The organism is Paenibacillus sp. T2-29 (assembly GCF_052921365.1).
In genome coordinates this window covers 148,183-163,033 of sequence record NZ_JBREVE010000006.1, presented here as the reverse complement: position 1 = coordinate 163,033, position 14,851 = coordinate 148,183, and the positions used below count along the sequence as shown (strand labels likewise).

The window sequence follows — 14,851 nt, the reverse complement described above, 5'->3', positions numbered from 1 at the left end:
TATCCATCCTCTTCACGATTCTCGTCCATAGACCTTTGCCGTTGTGCAACTGTTACTTGGCCCTGCCCATACCATGGACGAAAAATAGGGGTGCAGTGTACAAGTCTGCACCCCTTCCCCCCCTTATTTAGGGCGCCCCCTCAAGGGGGCGCCCTTTTCTCTTACAAAAGTAATCCTGTATCTCTTGCTTTTTGCACGGCTTCTTCTCGATTGTTGACTCCCAGCTTGTCATAGAGAGTGGAGGCGTAATTTCTTACTGTGCCGTTGGATAGGTAAAGTTTCTCAGAAATTGTTTTATAACGGTTTCCTTGAGATAAAAGATTCAAAACCTCTAGTTCACGTTTCGTTAAGCCATACTCTTCTCCATCTGACCTCGGTCCGACTGACTCTTCTTCATCATTTCCGTCCCACATTCTATGGAACAAATCTTGGTTAATTACCGATCCTCCCCGATAGACGAGGCGAATCGTTTCAGCCAGTTCACGCGACTCTATGGATTTCAGCAAATACCCGTCAGCACCGCTTCGCATGATTTCCTTTGCCCTCTCTGTATCCTGAAACGTTGACAGGATGAGGACACGAATGTCAGGCCATGTTTCCTTGATTATTTTGGTCGCACGAATCCCATCCTGATTGGGCATCTCCAAATCCATTAATATCAAATCTGGATTCAGGCTTCTGCACAATTCCACTGCTTGTTCTCCATCTTCAGCCACCCCCACTACCTGTAAGTCCTCCTGTCCGTCCAAGATGGTATGGAGACTGTCTCGGATAAACGAATGATCATCGACGATACACAAGCGGATTCGTTCATCGGACAATTGTATCAGTCTGGGTAATACACATGAGATGAACGTCCCTTCACCCTTTTCGGAGTATACAGTGACTCTCCCTTGTAACTGTGTCGCACGTTCTTTCATTGCAGTTAATCCGAAGCCATCCTTCCACTCCTCCACTCCGTCACCATTATCCTGTACATCCAATCTCGTCTGTTGCGGCTCAAAATGCAGTGACACAATGATTTCGGTGGATTGTCCGTGGCGCACAGCATTAGTCAGCGATTCCTGCAAGCACCGATAAAGCGTCATTTTTGCTTGTTTGGAGACTATGTACTCTTCCCCTATTATTCGAGTGCGTACATTTACTTTTGCATGTTTCTGGAACTCCTCTGCTAATTGTTGCAAAGTAACAGTCAAGGGAAGCGATTCTTGTGGTGAATCTATTTGATGCAAATAGGCTCTCACTTCCTCCATACTGTTACGGGCTAATTGCAATAATGAGTCGATTTTCTGCTCTCCATCTTTTGTTGCTAATTCCGTACGCAATATTTCCAACCCCATAATGATAGAGGTATAGGAATGCCCCATCGTATCATGCAAATCTTTGGAAAGTCTGTCGCGCTCCTCTAACAAAGTAATCTGCTCAATCTGAGATAGGTACTGTTCCAGCACAAGCTTCTGATTGCGTATAATTTCATTTTGGCGGTAATTAGAAACTAGTAAGTGGAAGGAAAATCCTATCGCAAAAGCCAGACCGATTTGTGGGATAATCGCCCATAGATCTGTTCCTGGGGAAAATATTGCAACGAGCAATGGAAACAAAACAACTGTGATAGAACCCGACCAACGGAATGATTTATGAGCACTATTTGCCGCGATCATGAAAGTTGGCATTAAAAATGCAAGATATGCCGCCGGAAATAATAAGGTTAAGTAGAAGCACACTCCGCCAAACAAAACCATCTCAGTAAGCAGATAGTAGCGATAACTGAACATTAAACAAATCCAAGGTATTGAAAATGCGGCAATTTCCCAAAGAACGATGATCCAAAGGGGCACAGTTAAATGGTCTTGGTGTTGGATAGTAGTTATCATCAATGAAAACCAGATGACAAAACGTATACAAAGCAATAACCAGTCATACCAGAGCCATTGTTTCCAGGTTGTAAACAAATTATCACCTCTTAATAGCTTTAAACATGGAATGCGTGTACATTCCGACTATTTGAACTAAGCTGTTTCCAATGCGAGTATTGATCCAGACGAGAATACACCCAGCGAGCATGACACATATAGCCTTTTCCCATGAATCTACAGCGAATCCCCATAAGTATATATCAAGATGTTGAAAAAGTATCGGTGTAACGATAAATACGATCGGAGCTATGTACAGTATAACGGCACATATAAGGCTGATCACCCCAATAAAAAATTTCTGCATAAGCCAAAAAACCGCCCTCCAATTACTACTATTAAGAATGGCTTCTCTCGCTTTCATCCATTTATCCCTTCCACTGTTTGTCCTTGTCAGGATTGGCTCTATCGATATATCCGTATAAACCTTCGTCTGAATGCGTTCATATTGGACAAACGTGTGAGTTGTTCGCAATACACACGCCAACAAGGGAATGCCCACGAAGATAACCGTCACCCCCAACGCAAATGTAATGCTGACCAAATAGAAGCAAAAATAAAACAGTCCCGATCCGAAGGTAAACAACAAAAAGTAGAAATCTTGCAACCTTTTGCGAGCTGATTCTTTCGTCATTTGATTCTCTCCTACTCTTTATTTTATTTGTTAATACGTTATGAATTGCCCTTCGAATCTAACTTGTTATCTGTCACATACGGTAGTGTCAAAGTGTCATATTTGTAGGTCATGACTATAAAACAAGCTGTACTAAGCTCTTTTTTATGTCATGCATTAGCTCCTTTACCTTCGCTCGATTTAGCTTTTGGCTATTATGCTCTGCCGATTAAAAAGAAGTAAAAAAACGCCATTCTTTCCTTATAATCATAGGAAAGAATGGCGTTTTTTCATTCCTGTTTCAGTGTCTGAGGTTGTTCTAACATTACCATAAACAAAAGCTGTGTATATTTATTATCTATGATGTCCCCATCGCAATCCAGAGAATCCATCCCTCACATATCTGACCCGGTTGTCTGCGTTCCACTGTAAGCACTGCCGAATGCCTCTGTCGTTGTGTGACGGACACTATCACTCCCGGTACGCTCGCATTGGCGGTGATTGCATATTGCGTGTCTATAAAAGGCTTATCAAACACAACGTTCACTTTGCTTGTAACTTCTTGTGCAGAAAGATAAAAAGAAGTGCTGCCAAATTGAGGTAAAGTCACTTCACTGTCAGTAGTCCCGTCATCGGTCACTGAGCCAACATGAATGGCATTCCGACCTAATTCTTTTTCAGTCTGAGAAACTAGATGGGTATCTTGCTCTGGCAAGCGCATTCGCTGCTTTGGACGCTGTCTTCCTTCCGCAATATGAATACTGGTTATAGAGCAATCCAATAACGAATCTTGCTCGGTCTGACCTTCCGTCTTCATAGACGCCATGTCGTGATCCGTTCCGTATTCGGTATCCGAGTCAGGCACAGACAACAGCAGCACAGATGCTCGATTCATCTGCATCGCTTCCTCCAGCGTTTTGGGAAGCTTATGCTTTTTCCATGCTGCTTCCTCTATAGCTTGCACCGGGGTATCCTTCTCTACGGGAACAGGTACCCTTGCCGTTCCACGCTGAGTGGGTCTGGGACTGCCAGCAGGCGAAGCCGTTTTTTCCTTGTTTACACGGGGAGAGGGGACTGTATTGGAAAGGTTACGCCGTGCTATTTTTTTATCCTTAGGGCTATGGTTCGTGCGATGGTTCATGATGACCGCTCCTTTGACACAGGAGTGAACCAGCGGTCGCTCCGCTTCATTCACCCAGGTGGGAATCATGGCCTAATGCCTATGAGATAGCCTATGCACGTAACCGCGACCACGTCACTCAGTTGCGCAGTCTGTTATAAATTGAGCCCAGCGTTGGGCGGAGTGCTGCCATAAAAATCGCCTCCGTACCTCGTCCAGCCCGGCTTCTCCCATTTGTCGCCGTAAGTCGTGCTGCTGGAGCAACCTGGTGATGGCGTTGGCCATTTCCTGCTCGCCGCGTGACGGATAAACAAGCCAGCCTGTCTTGCCGTGTTGTATAACCTCCGGAATACCACCGATTCGTGATGCTACCACAGGTACTCCTGCCGCCATGGCTTCCAGATTGACCAGCCCGAAGGCTTCAGCTTCAATAGAAGGAACAACGGCTACATCGGCTAACTGATATAACGAGGCCAATGCCGGATGCGGCACATAGCCGAGGAAGTCCACATGCCTCGCCAACCTTAGTTTACGGATCTGCCGATGCAATGCTGCGGTGTACGGCGTGAGGCGGTCGTGACCGTAATAGGCACTCCCTGCTATGAGCAGCAGCACGTCTGGACAGGTATGGACGATACGCCGCAGAGCCTTTAGCAGCCGATGAACTCCCTTCCCTGGCATCAGTCTGCCTGCATATAACACGATTCGGCGGCCTGACCAGCCGAAATCGTCCAATCGTGCCGACCTGATCGCTTCTGCTGCAGGAGTCCACCGTGGCAGGAAATCGCCAGGATGAATACCCAGCTTGTTGATGACGATGCGTTCTCTGACCGCATCGGGACTGTCAGAGGCCACGATTGCCCCCAAATACGCACTGTTCACAATAATACGATCCATCGACAACAGCAGCCTACCCATGTCCTTCCGTTTGAGGTGAGGCTCCCGGATGAACGTGGTGGAATGCAAAGTCAGCACAATTTTGCTATCGGGCAAAGCCTCGCGAATGGCATACGCAACTGTGGGGCGGTTGTGTACATCTATTACCGCAGGTAACCATCTCTTCAAATCAGCGATTACCTCGGGAATATAACCTGCCCCCCGCGTATAGCGCATACAAGGAATTCCGTCAACATCGCCGTGATCCGGTGTTTCTGCTCCTCTTATGCCATAGATCTGTGCCTGAAGCTTATGGCTAGCCAGCGGTACCATACGAGCAATTACCCGCTCCACTGAACTGCTGCGGGGCGAAGGTATAACAAAAGATCCCGGTGTAATGACTGCTACCTTCAGCCTCTGCATCACCTCACCTACTTTCCTTACCTTATTCCCTCACCCTTCAACACTCATCTTGTATCATATCGTTTCTTGCTCTGAAAGGTGCTTGGCTTATTACTTTGGGCATATCGCAAGGCTAGCGTCCATGCCTGGCCGATCTTTGATACATATGATGGACTAGAATCACAATATGGTCAGTTGGATTGACGATAAGGAGGGCGGACATACTCATGTTGCATGTCGGCGTCATGCTCAACCCGGCAACTTACCGGGGCATTCCCGTCATGAGGACGCGTTATGAATCTATCGCCAATTACGAGGAGGCCGGGTTAAGCTACGAGCTAATCCCCTGCTTTCTTCGTCTGGAAGATATTCATATATCGACCGGAACATGCCGGGCTTTTGTTAAAAACGGCAACGAGTATCGGCAGATGACTCTTCCGTTGCCGCCAGTCATCCACAATCGGACTCTCTATCGGCAAAATGAAAATGCCCGCGATATCAACAGGCTGGTACACAAGGGATTCTATATTTTTAATGAACAAAACCGTTTCGGCAAAGACCATATACATGCAATTCTACAGGAAGATCCTCTGCTACATCCCCACCTTCCCAAAACATTGCAAGGCAACCTGTCTTCCATCCGTACCTTGATGGAGCAAACCGGGGATGTTGTAATTAAACCCAGTAGCAGTAGCATAGGTAGAGGAATTATGCGGTTGAGGCATTCCAGCGGAAGCTGGACATTGCAATGTGCTCATCCAACGATATCTGAACGTTGGTCCACCCTACGGTTGAAGGTCGGAGAGCTCCCTTTATTTCTGCATAAGCGACTGATGCATGTGCCTCATATCGTACAGCAAACCATTCCGCTTGCTTTGTGCGACAATCGTCCATTCGATATCCGTGTGACCGTTCAGCGTGGGTATGGCGGAATCTGGGGGGTGACAGGCATGTTTGCCAAAATTGCTCCATCCCACACTTTCGTCTCGAATGTAGCCCAAGGCGGTACGGCTTGTTCCCTACCAGAGGTGTTATCACGAACAGAGACAGTTCAAAACTCAAACATAGCCCGGCTGATGAATGAGCTAGAGAGACTCTCATTGCAAATCGTCCACCGATTGGCACAACACCTGCCCCGTCTGGCCGATGTCGGACTGGATCTGGGAATTACCCATGAAGGCAAGATTGTTTTTATCGAATGCAATGGTCGTGATCAGCGCTATGGCTTTAGCCAGGCAGGCATGAGTAATGTCTGGAAAGAAACGTACGCTCAGCCAATGGCTTACGCTCGTTGGCTTCTCGAACGAATGTCTTCGTCAGGCACTGAACGTTCACCAGGCCGTCCCCTGTATTGATTTACGTCACATTCTGTGTCAATATAGTTCAGAGCGGCCGGACAGGTTCCGGCCAAGACGGCTCGGAAATGAACAAGGGGGATCTGTAATGGCAAAACAGTGGCTGCGGCTTATGACGGAGCTATCATCGCGCAAGTGGGTGTGCCGGATTGTGGGCTCCTTCGCGCAAAGCGGTGCAAGCCGACTTTTTATCCCCACCTTTATACGTACGTACCAGATCCAGACGCATGAGGCGGAACAGGATTGGAAAGAATATCGCTCCCTGAACGCCTATTTTACACGCAAATTAAAAGCGGGCATGCGCCCGATTGATACGAACGCCGAGGTGATGACCAGTCCGGTGGATGCACGGATTACTTTTACCGGCCCAATTACGTCTGGCACTCTTTTGAATGTCAAGGGGCAAGACTATACGCTGGAAGAGCTTCTTAATCGCTCTCCGCGTCTTGAGAAGTACACACACGGCTATGCTTTTGTGCTCTATCTCAGCCCGTCAAATTATCATCGCATTCATGCACCGGTATCCGGTACACTGGTAGAAAAGGAACATCTGCGCGGTAAAGTATACCCAGTGAATGACTTCGGCTTGCAGCATATGAGGGGAGTTCTTAGCCGCAATGAACGACAGATTACGTACATGGCCCACGAATATGGTGAGGTGGCAGTCGTCAAGGTTGGCGCAATGAATGTGAGCAGCATCAAATATACGGATGAAAAAGCGGTCTCATGGACAAAAGGTGACGATCTCGCCTATTTTGAATTTGGCTCAACCGTCGTTTTGCTAACTGAAAACGGCACATTTGAGCCAGACCCCGCATTGAAGCTGGGGGATGTGGTGAAAATGGGACAACGTCTTGGTAGCTTTCGACACGATCCTAAGGCATAAATGAAGGATTGTAACAAAAAAATAGCTGCACATTTAAGCATTCGGATCGAATGATTCAAATGGCTCATATGAAAAAGGACCCAGCGTAACTGCTTCGGTCCTTTTTGATTTATCCTTTATATTCGTCATGCGTTAATAGCCTTATCGAATCTCAGACGGACTTTTTCCTGTATACTGCTTGAATTGGCGGCTGAAGAAAAAGATGTCGCGGTATCCCAAAGCCTCCGCCACCTCAGTCACATTCATTCCGGCATGTAGCAGTAGGTGCTGTGCGCGCTCAATCCGCATGCTGATAATATGAGATTGCACAGAAACACCTAGCAACTCCTTGAATTTTATCGAAAAATAACGCGGTGACAGCCCTGCACGTGCTGCCAAATCCTCGACTCGATGAGGAAGTCCCGGATGCTGCCGCACGTAGTTAGCCGTTTCTCGAATGACCTCGGTGAGCTGGTTACTGGCCTGTTGCTCCTGCGGTTCCTTCCGGTCTGCACGCAGCAGATGAATCATCAGTTGCTTTAGGATCAGCCTGCCCTCCTCATCAGCCCCATAGGCACGCTCCAGACGCAGACGGACATATCTGGCAAGCATATGCTCCACCTCGAACGTTTCCTCCAGCATACGGTAGCTGGTTGGTATTTGCTTGGGTTGTTCGGTGAGATCAAAATGAATATAAGTAAGTATGAGCGGCTTTTGCGGATTATGTGTGGCACGGGTATCGTCTCCCGGTTTGAACAGAAAGCAGCTGCCCTTGCTCACCGGATAGGCTTCCCCATTTAATACAACCGTCCCTTCTCCGCTCCATACATAAAATAAATCATAGTTTGGCATCGGCTTCTCGCGTACCTGCCATTTCCAGCCCGGCTCGCACACAATTTTGGCAAAGGCCGGCAGCAGGATAAACGATGACGCAGATGTATCCAGCAAAATCTGCACCTCCTTTTGTTCATCTCTGGTTGTCCTGTTATCCCGTTATTTTATAATATAAGCGCAGCGCCACGATTAAGCAAAAAATACGCTCTTATGCCCCCTAATGCTTGTGCGTGACGCTTACCGTGTGTAATGCTATAATATGTAATCAAAATGACTTGGAAGGATGAAACGGGAATGAATCCACTGGCAGCGCAGTTAAATCAAAACATTCAGACAGGCAACGAGCATGTATATCAAATGCTTTCTCTTTTAGGTAAAGAGATTTATTTTCCAAAAGAAGGGATCTTGAGTCAATCTGCCGAGGCAGGGAAACTTGCTAAAAAATATAATGCTACGATCGGGATTGCTACTGAAGGTAATGGCCCTATGCATTTGGAGGTGATTCAGGAGAAGCTGTCCGCTTATAGTCCTAAGGATTTATATCCTTACGCTCCCCCTGCGGGCAAACCTGAACTTCGTAGCGTATGGCGTGACAAAATGCTGAAAGAAAATCCTTCGCTGGCTGGAAAAGGCTACGGCCTTCCTGTAGTTACGAACGCGCTGACCCACGGTTTGAGCATCGTTGCCGACCTGTTTACGGATGAAGGAGATGCTGTCATTTATCCAGATAAAAACTGGGAGAACTATGAACTGACTTTCGGTATTCGCCGTCATGGACGTTTGTTGAATTTCCCGTTGTTCACAGAGGATCACCGTTTTAATAGTGAGGGTTTACGCGAGGCGCTACTAGCGCAGAAAGAATACGGCAAAGCGATCGTTGTACTGAACTTCCCGAACAATCCGACAGGCTATACACCGGGCATTGAAGAGGGTAAAGCTATTGTCGCTGCCATTCAGGAAGCGGCGGAAGCAGGCATCAATGTCGTAGTTGTGACAGATGACGCTTATTTTGGCCTGTTCTTCGAGGACTCCCTGCATGAATCATTATTCGGTCAGCTAGCCGGACTTCATCCGAGAATTTTACCAGTCAAAATTGACGGAGCTACCAAAGAAGAATTTGTTTGGGGCTTCCGTGTCGGATTTATTACCTTTGCTTCGGAGCATCAGGATGTACTGAGTGCGCTGGAACAAAAAACACTAGGGATTATCCGGGCAACGATTTCGAGCGGGCCTCACCCATCTCAAACCTTCGTACTGGATGCCCTCAAATCACCCGATTTTGAGCAACAGAAGAATGAAAAGTTCCAAATTATGAAGGGGCGGGCTAATAAAGTCAAAGCGTTGCTCGATAGCGGAAAATACGGGGATGTATGGAGCTACTATCCTTTCAATTCAGGCTATTTTATGTGTCTCAAGCTGAACGGCTTGTCTGCTGAACGACTGCGCACTCATTTGCTGGAACAATATGGGGTAGGCACGATTGCACTGGGTGAATACGATCTCCGTATTGCGTTCTCATGTATCGAAGAAGAGTATCTGGAAGACCTGTATGACATTGTGTATCGTGGCGCACAAGATTTGTTGAACGCCTAATCTGTCTGTATCAGGTTAAATATATAGCATAACTAGCGGTATGCCGGATATTAGGGCATACCGCTTTTGATTGGCTGACTATTGTCCATCACACGTCCGCACAATTATCCTTCCGCAGCGAGCAGAGATTCCTGTGCCAGTGGTAGGAGGATGACGACCTCCGTTCCGACTCCGGGCTCACTTTCATAGCGTATACTCCCGTTCATGGCTTCAATAATTCGAAAGGAAACGACCGTTCCCAGTCCTGTTCCTACCTCTTTGGTTGAAAAAAACAATGTACCCACTCGTTCAAGATGCTCCTGGCTCATGCCTTTTCCGGTATCCCTAATACTTAGACATGCCTGCTCTTCCTGAACCGTCAGCTTTATGTATACCCTGCCTCCATCTTCCGCAGCTTCAATCGCATTTTTCGTCACATGTATTAACGCCTGTAGCAGCTGGTTACGATCTGTATGTATGTAAATTTCATTCCTTAGCTCTGTATACAGCCTTACGCCTTGCTTGGTCGCCATTGGCTTCAGAAGCAAAACGATCTGTTGAACCATGCCAGACAGATCCATCCGTTCTGTGTTTCCAATCTGCGGTCTGGATAAGTTCAGATAATCGCTAATAATTCTTTCAGCCCGATCCACTTCTGCCAGTGCCAAAGCAACATATCTGCGATTTTTCCCTTCTAATCCTGACTGGACCATTTGCAGGAACCCTTTTACGACGGTTAAAGGATTCCGTACTTCATGGGCCATAGAGGCTGCCAGTTCACCCAACGTATTCAGACGCTCGGCATATTTAATTTTTCTTCTCATTTCTTCTCGCTCCAAACTAAACTCCATCCAGAAAGAAGAAGCTCCAATACTTAGGAATTGAATCACACCGAACCAGAGTATTGAACGGATCAGCTCAATCTCATCCTCATCCAGTCTGCCATTGATCCAAGAATGTATTAAAAGAAAAATCAGCATGACCCCAGTAATCCATATACTCATTACCATATTCATGCCCACTCGAAGCAACATGCTTTTGAGCTGCATAAATTTGTTTCTTACCAAGAGAGGTCCCAAATAACACAACATCATGCTCGGAAGCCCCACCACCATAGACTCAGGGCCTACATACATGCGAGCCATTACCATTAGCGTCACATTCATTAGACCTGCCGTAGGACCAAAATATAAAACAGAAAGGATCAAAGGAACATAGCGAAGATCCCAATATAATCCGTACCAAATGTACGAAAACATAAGGCAAAGCACAGAAGAAACACCCAGCACCCCTCCCATAAGCAGCGGGGTATGCTTCCTATGCCGATGATCCGACAAAGCGCTATATACGAGTAACGGTACAAACACAAGAAATATGTTCACGAGCAGCTTATCTACCAGCATCTCGTCTTTCCCACTTTCCAAGTGATAATGATTACATACTTCTTCTATTCTCGGTAATACGTACCTTTTCCTCTCTCACTTCGTGTATCTGATGAAAAATATAGGGCGATTCGGCAACACACCAGAACATTGGCCCACGCAATCCAAAAACCCACTTCATAAGATACGATGTATCCTTTATCACAATGACCGAGAGGAGAATGAGCATGGGAGCAGAAGAAACAAGAGGCGGTTACAGTGGTTATGGCGCATTCACAAGTACAGGAACAATTTTGGTACTGTTCATTTTGTTAGTTATCATCAGCAAAACGATCTTCGTTTAAGCAGACGGATATCTGCACCCACGACTACCATAGCAGCAAACGTACAAAAAAGGCTAATCCGCAGGCAGCTCAGCTTTTGCTGCTTGCGAATTAGCCTTTATTTTATTCACCCAGATATGGGTCACACTTCTTCCTCATCCTGTCCATCCAAACGCCATTTTTTGGCTTGAGTACCACGGAGCAGGAACACAACAAGGACTCCCCCAACCAATGTAAGCAATGTAGACAGTAGATCCTCCGTTCCTTTTGCCAGAAAAGGAAGCCACAGCACCACCGCAGCCGGCAACGTCAACCGAACAACAAAGTCAAGAAAAGACGCACGGCGACTATGCGCAGGAATCGGATATAACTGAAGCCACAACGAATCCCTGTGATACTGTCTTAAAGAAGTGATCTGAACACCTATGAGGAATATAAAAAATAAATATACGGCAATACCAATCCAGCTAGCATGGGTGATATATATAATTAACAGACCCAGAATACCTAACCGAATGACAATGCCTGCTGGCTCTGTACGCAAGAACGTCTTAAACAGCAGGTAACGATACGCTCCCCTTCTGTTCCAAGGTATGTTACCACCCAGCCAGGACAGCCAGCGGCGCGGCGTCACTCTCTGCGTAAGGGCAGGCACATCGACAAACCAGCCCAACGTACGCATCACGCGAGCAGCCTGCATGCCCTCTGTGCGGATTAGTTTTTCCCAAGCCACTAGCAGTTTGACTGGTAAACGCAGAACAAGCACGTACACCACGCCAACCAACACGATAAATGGCAAGCTGTGTAGCGGAGGCTGCCATAGCCATGCGGCTACCATCAGCACAGCCAGAACCCACCGCAGGAGACGATAGCCTACGCTCCCGCCAACCGATACCATGCGAAGCTCCTGCCAGCCGCCGTAGCTAAATAGCAGCTTCAGCAGCACGAACAGCAGCAGAGTCAATAGCAGCGGCTTAGGCGCAGCATCACTGCGGATATACAGCGGCCACAAAATAATGGACAGCAGCAGCAAACCGAATATTTTATATACCACGCCTCGAATCCGGCTGGCCTTGAAATACTGGGGCATCGCGTGCTCCTGGGGACGAAGGAAGACAATATCTGCCTCATTCAAATACGTTCGAAAGCTCGCATGCGCAATTGGAATAGCTACAATAAGCATGATCCAGCGGATGGGCAAATCCGGCGGAATATGCATCAGCAAGGACGTGTACCATGCGGCAAAGGCAATCAGCGCAAAGCCGAAGACCACTGCAAGGCCGCTCTGAATGACATAGCCCAGATAAGGCAGCACCTGTCCCCAGAACGCTAGACGTCTTTCTTTATGCAAACGTTGCAAATCCATGCTCATTCCCTGCCTTGTACCAGCTCATAAAATGCATCTTCCAGCGGCATGCCCGGCTTACCCGCCTGTGCTGTCACTTCGTCCAACGTACCCTGAGCGATGATGGCACCCTGATGAAGCACAATGAAACGATCGCAATAATTTTCAATCGTGGACAAAATATGAGAACTGAGCAAAATAGACGAACCCGAACGCTTCATCTCCAACATAAAGTCAAGCAGGGAACGAATGCCGAGCGGGTCCAAACCCAAAAAAGGCTCATCTATGACATACAACGGCGGCCCCGCTAAAAATGCACACATAATCATCACTTTCTGGCGCATCCCTTTGGAGAGATGCATCGACATACTTCCGCTTTTATCCCGCATACGGAACAAGTCCAGCATTTGATCGCTGCGCGTCCGGAAATCTGCTTCGCTGACTCCGTATGCTCTAGCCGTAAACTCCATATGCTCCATCACTGTCATTTCAGGATACAGCTCTGGAGCTTCAGGTACAAAAGCAATAGCTCCCTGATACGCTTCGGGATTCTCATCCTGCTTATGCCCCTGTACGCGAATTTCTCCGGCCTGCGGTGTCATCAGTCCCAAAATATGCTTCATGGTCGTGCTTTTCCCGGCCCCGTTCAGACCGATCAGTCCCACCATTTCGCCCGGCTTCACATCAAGCGAAATCTGATGCAGCACCGGGCGTTTGGCGCTGTATCCACCGGTCAGTCCGTTAATTTGCAACACAGGCTGTTGTTCCATGGCTTCCCCTCTTCTCCCTTACTCGTTCGGTTTTGATCCTTTTTCCTTCAGCCATCTTGGCGCACCCTTGTTTTTACGATCACGCTCGCGCTGTGCCTTTCCTGCTTTGGATAAGGCTGCTCCTTTGCTCTTGCCTGGAGCTGAACCGTTCACGGAATTCCTGCCTGGACGCCCTGCTTCAGTCCGAACAGGTGTCTTGCGGTTTTCCGTCACCGTTCCATTGGAAATGGATCTAGTCTCAGATGGCCTTACAGGGGCACGCTTGGCATCCGTCGGGCGCGGCACTACAACTCGACCTCCGTACAACGCGCGCTCTGCAATATCGATTCCCAGCTCACGGGAAAACTTACGCATGATGAACGTTTCGCGGTCGGTCACCACCGACACCACCAGTCCTTTGCGTCCCATACGTCCTGTCCGCCCTGCGCGGTGAACATAAGCTTGACTATCCGTAGCCGGGTCAAAATGAATGACCATTTCAAGCCCCTCAATATCCAGACCACGGGCTGCCACATCCGAAGCGACCAGCACTTTGAGCTTGTCCTCGCGGAACCGAGCCAACACGTTGCTGCGCGTGACTTTATCTGCATCTCCATACAAGGATGCCGTAGTTAGGCCCATGTGCTTGAGCTTGGCTTCAATTTCCCCGATGGCATTGGTCGTATTTACGAACACCAGCGCTTTTCTCGGATTAAAATGCCGTACCAGACGGCGCAGCATATCCACCTTATCCCGTTCTTCGGATACAAAGTAGTAATGTTCCAGTCCACTGGCCGTCTTCTGGTCAGGATCAATCCCGATTTCTACGTAATCAGGCATCTCCCGTTGTGCCAATGACTGAATTTCATTATTCAGCGTTGCGGACAGGAATACCAATTGACGATCACGCTGGGCAGAGCCCAGTATATGGGTCACATCGCCTGCTCCGCCGAGTTGGAACATCTGATCCACCTCATCGATGACAATAGTTGTAATATTGTGCATCTTCAGCTTTTTCGAAGCAATGAGTTCCCGTACACGTCCTGGTGTGCCTACCACAAGCTGTGGATGATCCTTTAGCTTTTCGATTTGGCGCTTGATTGCCGCCCCACCAATCAAACCTAGTACACGGATTCCACGATGCTCTCCGTAGCGCTGACCCTCACGTACAATTTGCATGGCCAATTCCTGGCTTGGAGCCAGTATCAGCTTTTGTGTAGCCTTTTTCTGTGGGTCAATGGCTTGTAGCAGCGGTAGCAAATAAGCCAGTGTTTTTCCTGTACCGGTTTGTGAGCGCGCCAATACATGCTTTCCCTTCATTATTTCCGGTATAGCCTCTGCCTGAACTGGCGAAGGCTGTGTAATTTCATGCTCGGTCAGTTTGTCTAACAGATCTTGTTCAACGCCGAGCGCTTCAAAATTCAATGTCATGAAAAGGTCCAACCCCTATACGTAAATTCGTTACTCTCCATTATATGCGAAAATAGCCCTGTTACCAAATC

General features: G+C 47.7%; 13 protein-coding genes. 4 read left to right on the top strand and 9 right to left on the bottom strand.

The window, feature by feature from the left end; translation table 11 throughout:
* Positions 1 to 161: 161 nt before the first annotated feature.
* The 4 genes from ACU1JV_RS17930 to ACU1JV_RS17915 form a co-directional block, all read right to left on the bottom strand.
* Positions 162 to 1,952 (bottom strand): hybrid sensor histidine kinase/response regulator transcription factor, encoded by a 1,791-nt coding sequence (locus tag ACU1JV_RS17930; protein ID WP_337683449.1) that lies wholly within the window; start codon positions 1,950 to 1,952, stop codon positions 162 to 164.
* A 4-nt stretch (positions 1,953 to 1,956) separates the two neighbouring features.
* On the bottom strand, positions 1,957 to 2,547 hold the full coding sequence (locus tag ACU1JV_RS17925; RefSeq protein ID WP_137079178.1) for a sensor domain-containing protein: 591 nt from the start codon (positions 2,545 to 2,547) through the stop codon (positions 1,957 to 1,959).
* A gap of 337 nt (positions 2,548 to 2,884) precedes the next feature.
* Positions 2,885 to 3,667 (bottom strand): WIAG-tail domain, encoded by a 783-nt coding sequence (locus ACU1JV_RS17920; protein WP_058830438.1) that lies wholly within the window; start codon positions 3,665 to 3,667, stop codon positions 2,885 to 2,887.
* Between the two features lie 114 nt (positions 3,668 to 3,781).
* Positions 3,782 to 4,945 carry a glycosyltransferase family 4 protein gene (locus ACU1JV_RS17915; RefSeq protein ID WP_413986928.1) on the bottom strand — a complete coding sequence of 388 codons (1,164 nt, stop codon included), beginning with the start codon at positions 4,943 to 4,945 and terminating at the stop codon, positions 3,782 to 3,784.
* Positions 4,946 to 5,151: 206 nt separating this feature from the next.
* Between ACU1JV_RS17915 and ACU1JV_RS17910 the strand changes: the two genes are divergently transcribed.
* A complete protein-coding gene (locus ACU1JV_RS17910; protein WP_058830436.1) occupies positions 5,152 to 6,279 on the top strand; it encodes a YheC/YheD family endospore coat-associated protein in 1,128 nt (375 codons plus the stop codon).
* A gap of 88 nt (positions 6,280 to 6,367) precedes the next feature.
* Positions 6,368 to 7,165 carry an archaetidylserine decarboxylase gene (gene asd, locus ACU1JV_RS17905; protein ID WP_216975378.1) on the top strand — a complete coding sequence of 266 codons (798 nt, stop codon included), beginning with the start codon at positions 6,368 to 6,370 and terminating at the stop codon, positions 7,163 to 7,165.
* 141 nt (positions 7,166 to 7,306) lie between these two features.
* On the opposite strand, the gene ACU1JV_RS17900 is transcribed toward asd, so the two are convergent.
* Positions 7,307 to 8,092 (bottom strand): helix-turn-helix domain-containing protein, encoded by a 786-nt coding sequence (locus tag ACU1JV_RS17900; protein ID WP_413986929.1) that lies wholly within the window; start codon positions 8,090 to 8,092, stop codon positions 7,307 to 7,309.
* Positions 8,093 to 8,272: 180 nt separating this feature from the next.
* Here ACU1JV_RS17900 and ACU1JV_RS17895 point away from each other — a divergent pair, with 180 nt between their 5' ends.
* A complete protein-coding gene (locus ACU1JV_RS17895) occupies positions 8,273 to 9,571 on the top strand; it encodes an aminotransferase class I/II-fold pyridoxal phosphate-dependent enzyme (protein ID WP_413986930.1) in 1,299 nt (432 codons plus the stop codon).
* 104 nt (positions 9,572 to 9,675) lie between these two features.
* On the opposite strand, the gene ACU1JV_RS17890 is transcribed toward ACU1JV_RS17895, so the two are convergent.
* Positions 9,676 to 10,953: an ATP-binding protein gene (locus ACU1JV_RS17890; RefSeq protein ID WP_064963438.1), complete on the bottom strand. Its 1,278-nt coding sequence runs from the start codon at positions 10,951 to 10,953 to the stop codon at positions 9,676 to 9,678.
* A gap of 206 nt (positions 10,954 to 11,159) precedes the next feature.
* Here ACU1JV_RS17890 and ACU1JV_RS17885 point away from each other — a divergent pair, with 206 nt between their 5' ends.
* A complete protein-coding gene (locus tag ACU1JV_RS17885) occupies positions 11,160 to 11,276 on the top strand; it encodes a YjcZ family sporulation protein (protein WP_413986931.1) in 117 nt (38 codons plus the stop codon).
* Between the two features lie 121 nt (positions 11,277 to 11,397).
* Here the strand turns inward: ACU1JV_RS17885 and ACU1JV_RS17880 are convergent, their stop codons facing one another.
* Genes ACU1JV_RS17880 through ACU1JV_RS17870 form a run of 3 tightly spaced genes read right to left on the bottom strand, consistent with a single transcriptional unit; the run spans position 11,398 to position 14,780 of the window.
* Positions 11,398 to 12,621: an ABC transporter permease gene (locus ACU1JV_RS17880; protein WP_413986932.1), complete on the bottom strand. Its 1,224-nt coding sequence runs from the start codon at positions 12,619 to 12,621 to the stop codon at positions 11,398 to 11,400.
* 2 nt (positions 12,622 to 12,623) lie between these two features.
* A complete protein-coding gene (locus ACU1JV_RS17875) occupies positions 12,624 to 13,370 on the bottom strand; it encodes an ABC transporter ATP-binding protein (protein WP_013372855.1) in 747 nt (248 codons plus the stop codon).
* Between the two features lie 18 nt (positions 13,371 to 13,388).
* Positions 13,389 to 14,780: a DEAD/DEAH box helicase gene (locus ACU1JV_RS17870; protein WP_413986933.1), complete on the bottom strand. Its 1,392-nt coding sequence runs from the start codon at positions 14,778 to 14,780 to the stop codon at positions 13,389 to 13,391.
* Between the last annotated feature and the right edge of the window lie 71 nt (positions 14,781 to 14,851).

What these genes read in the sequence shown, in the direction of transcription:
- ACU1JV_RS17925 (WP_137079178.1), bottom strand. Translation starts at nt 2,547, where the DNA reads ATGACGAAAGAATCAGCTCGCAAAAGGTTGCAAGATTTCTACTTTTTG.
- ACU1JV_RS17920 (WP_058830438.1), bottom strand. Translation starts at nt 3,667, where the DNA reads ATGAACCATCGCACGAACCATAGCCCTAAGGATAAAAAAATAGCACGG.
- ACU1JV_RS17915 (WP_413986928.1), bottom strand. Translation starts at nt 4,945, where the DNA reads ATGCAGAGGCTGAAGGTAGCAGTCATTACACCGGGATCTTTTGTTATA.
- ACU1JV_RS17910 (WP_058830436.1), top strand. Translation starts at nt 5,152, where the DNA reads ATGTTGCATGTCGGCGTCATGCTCAACCCGGCAACTTACCGGGGCATT.
- asd (WP_216975378.1), top strand. Translation starts at nt 6,368, where the DNA reads ATGGCAAAACAGTGGCTGCGGCTTATGACGGAGCTATCATCGCGCAAG.
- ACU1JV_RS17895 (WP_413986930.1), top strand. Translation starts at nt 8,273, where the DNA reads ATGAATCCACTGGCAGCGCAGTTAAATCAAAACATTCAGACAGGCAAC.
- ACU1JV_RS17890 (WP_064963438.1), bottom strand. Translation starts at nt 10,953, where the DNA reads ATGCTGGTAGATAAGCTGCTCGTGAACATATTTCTTGTGTTTGTACCG.
- ACU1JV_RS17885 (WP_413986931.1), top strand. Translation starts at nt 11,160, where the DNA reads ATGGGAGCAGAAGAAACAAGAGGCGGTTACAGTGGTTATGGCGCATTC.
- ACU1JV_RS17880 (WP_413986932.1), bottom strand. Translation starts at nt 12,621, where the DNA reads ATGGATTTGCAACGTTTGCATAAAGAAAGACGTCTAGCGTTCTGGGGA.
- ACU1JV_RS17875 (WP_013372855.1), bottom strand. Translation starts at nt 13,370, where the DNA reads ATGGAACAACAGCCTGTGTTGCAAATTAACGGACTGACCGGTGGATAC.
- ACU1JV_RS17870 (WP_413986933.1), bottom strand. Translation starts at nt 14,780, where the DNA reads ATGACATTGAATTTTGAAGCGCTCGGCGTTGAACAAGATCTGTTAGAC.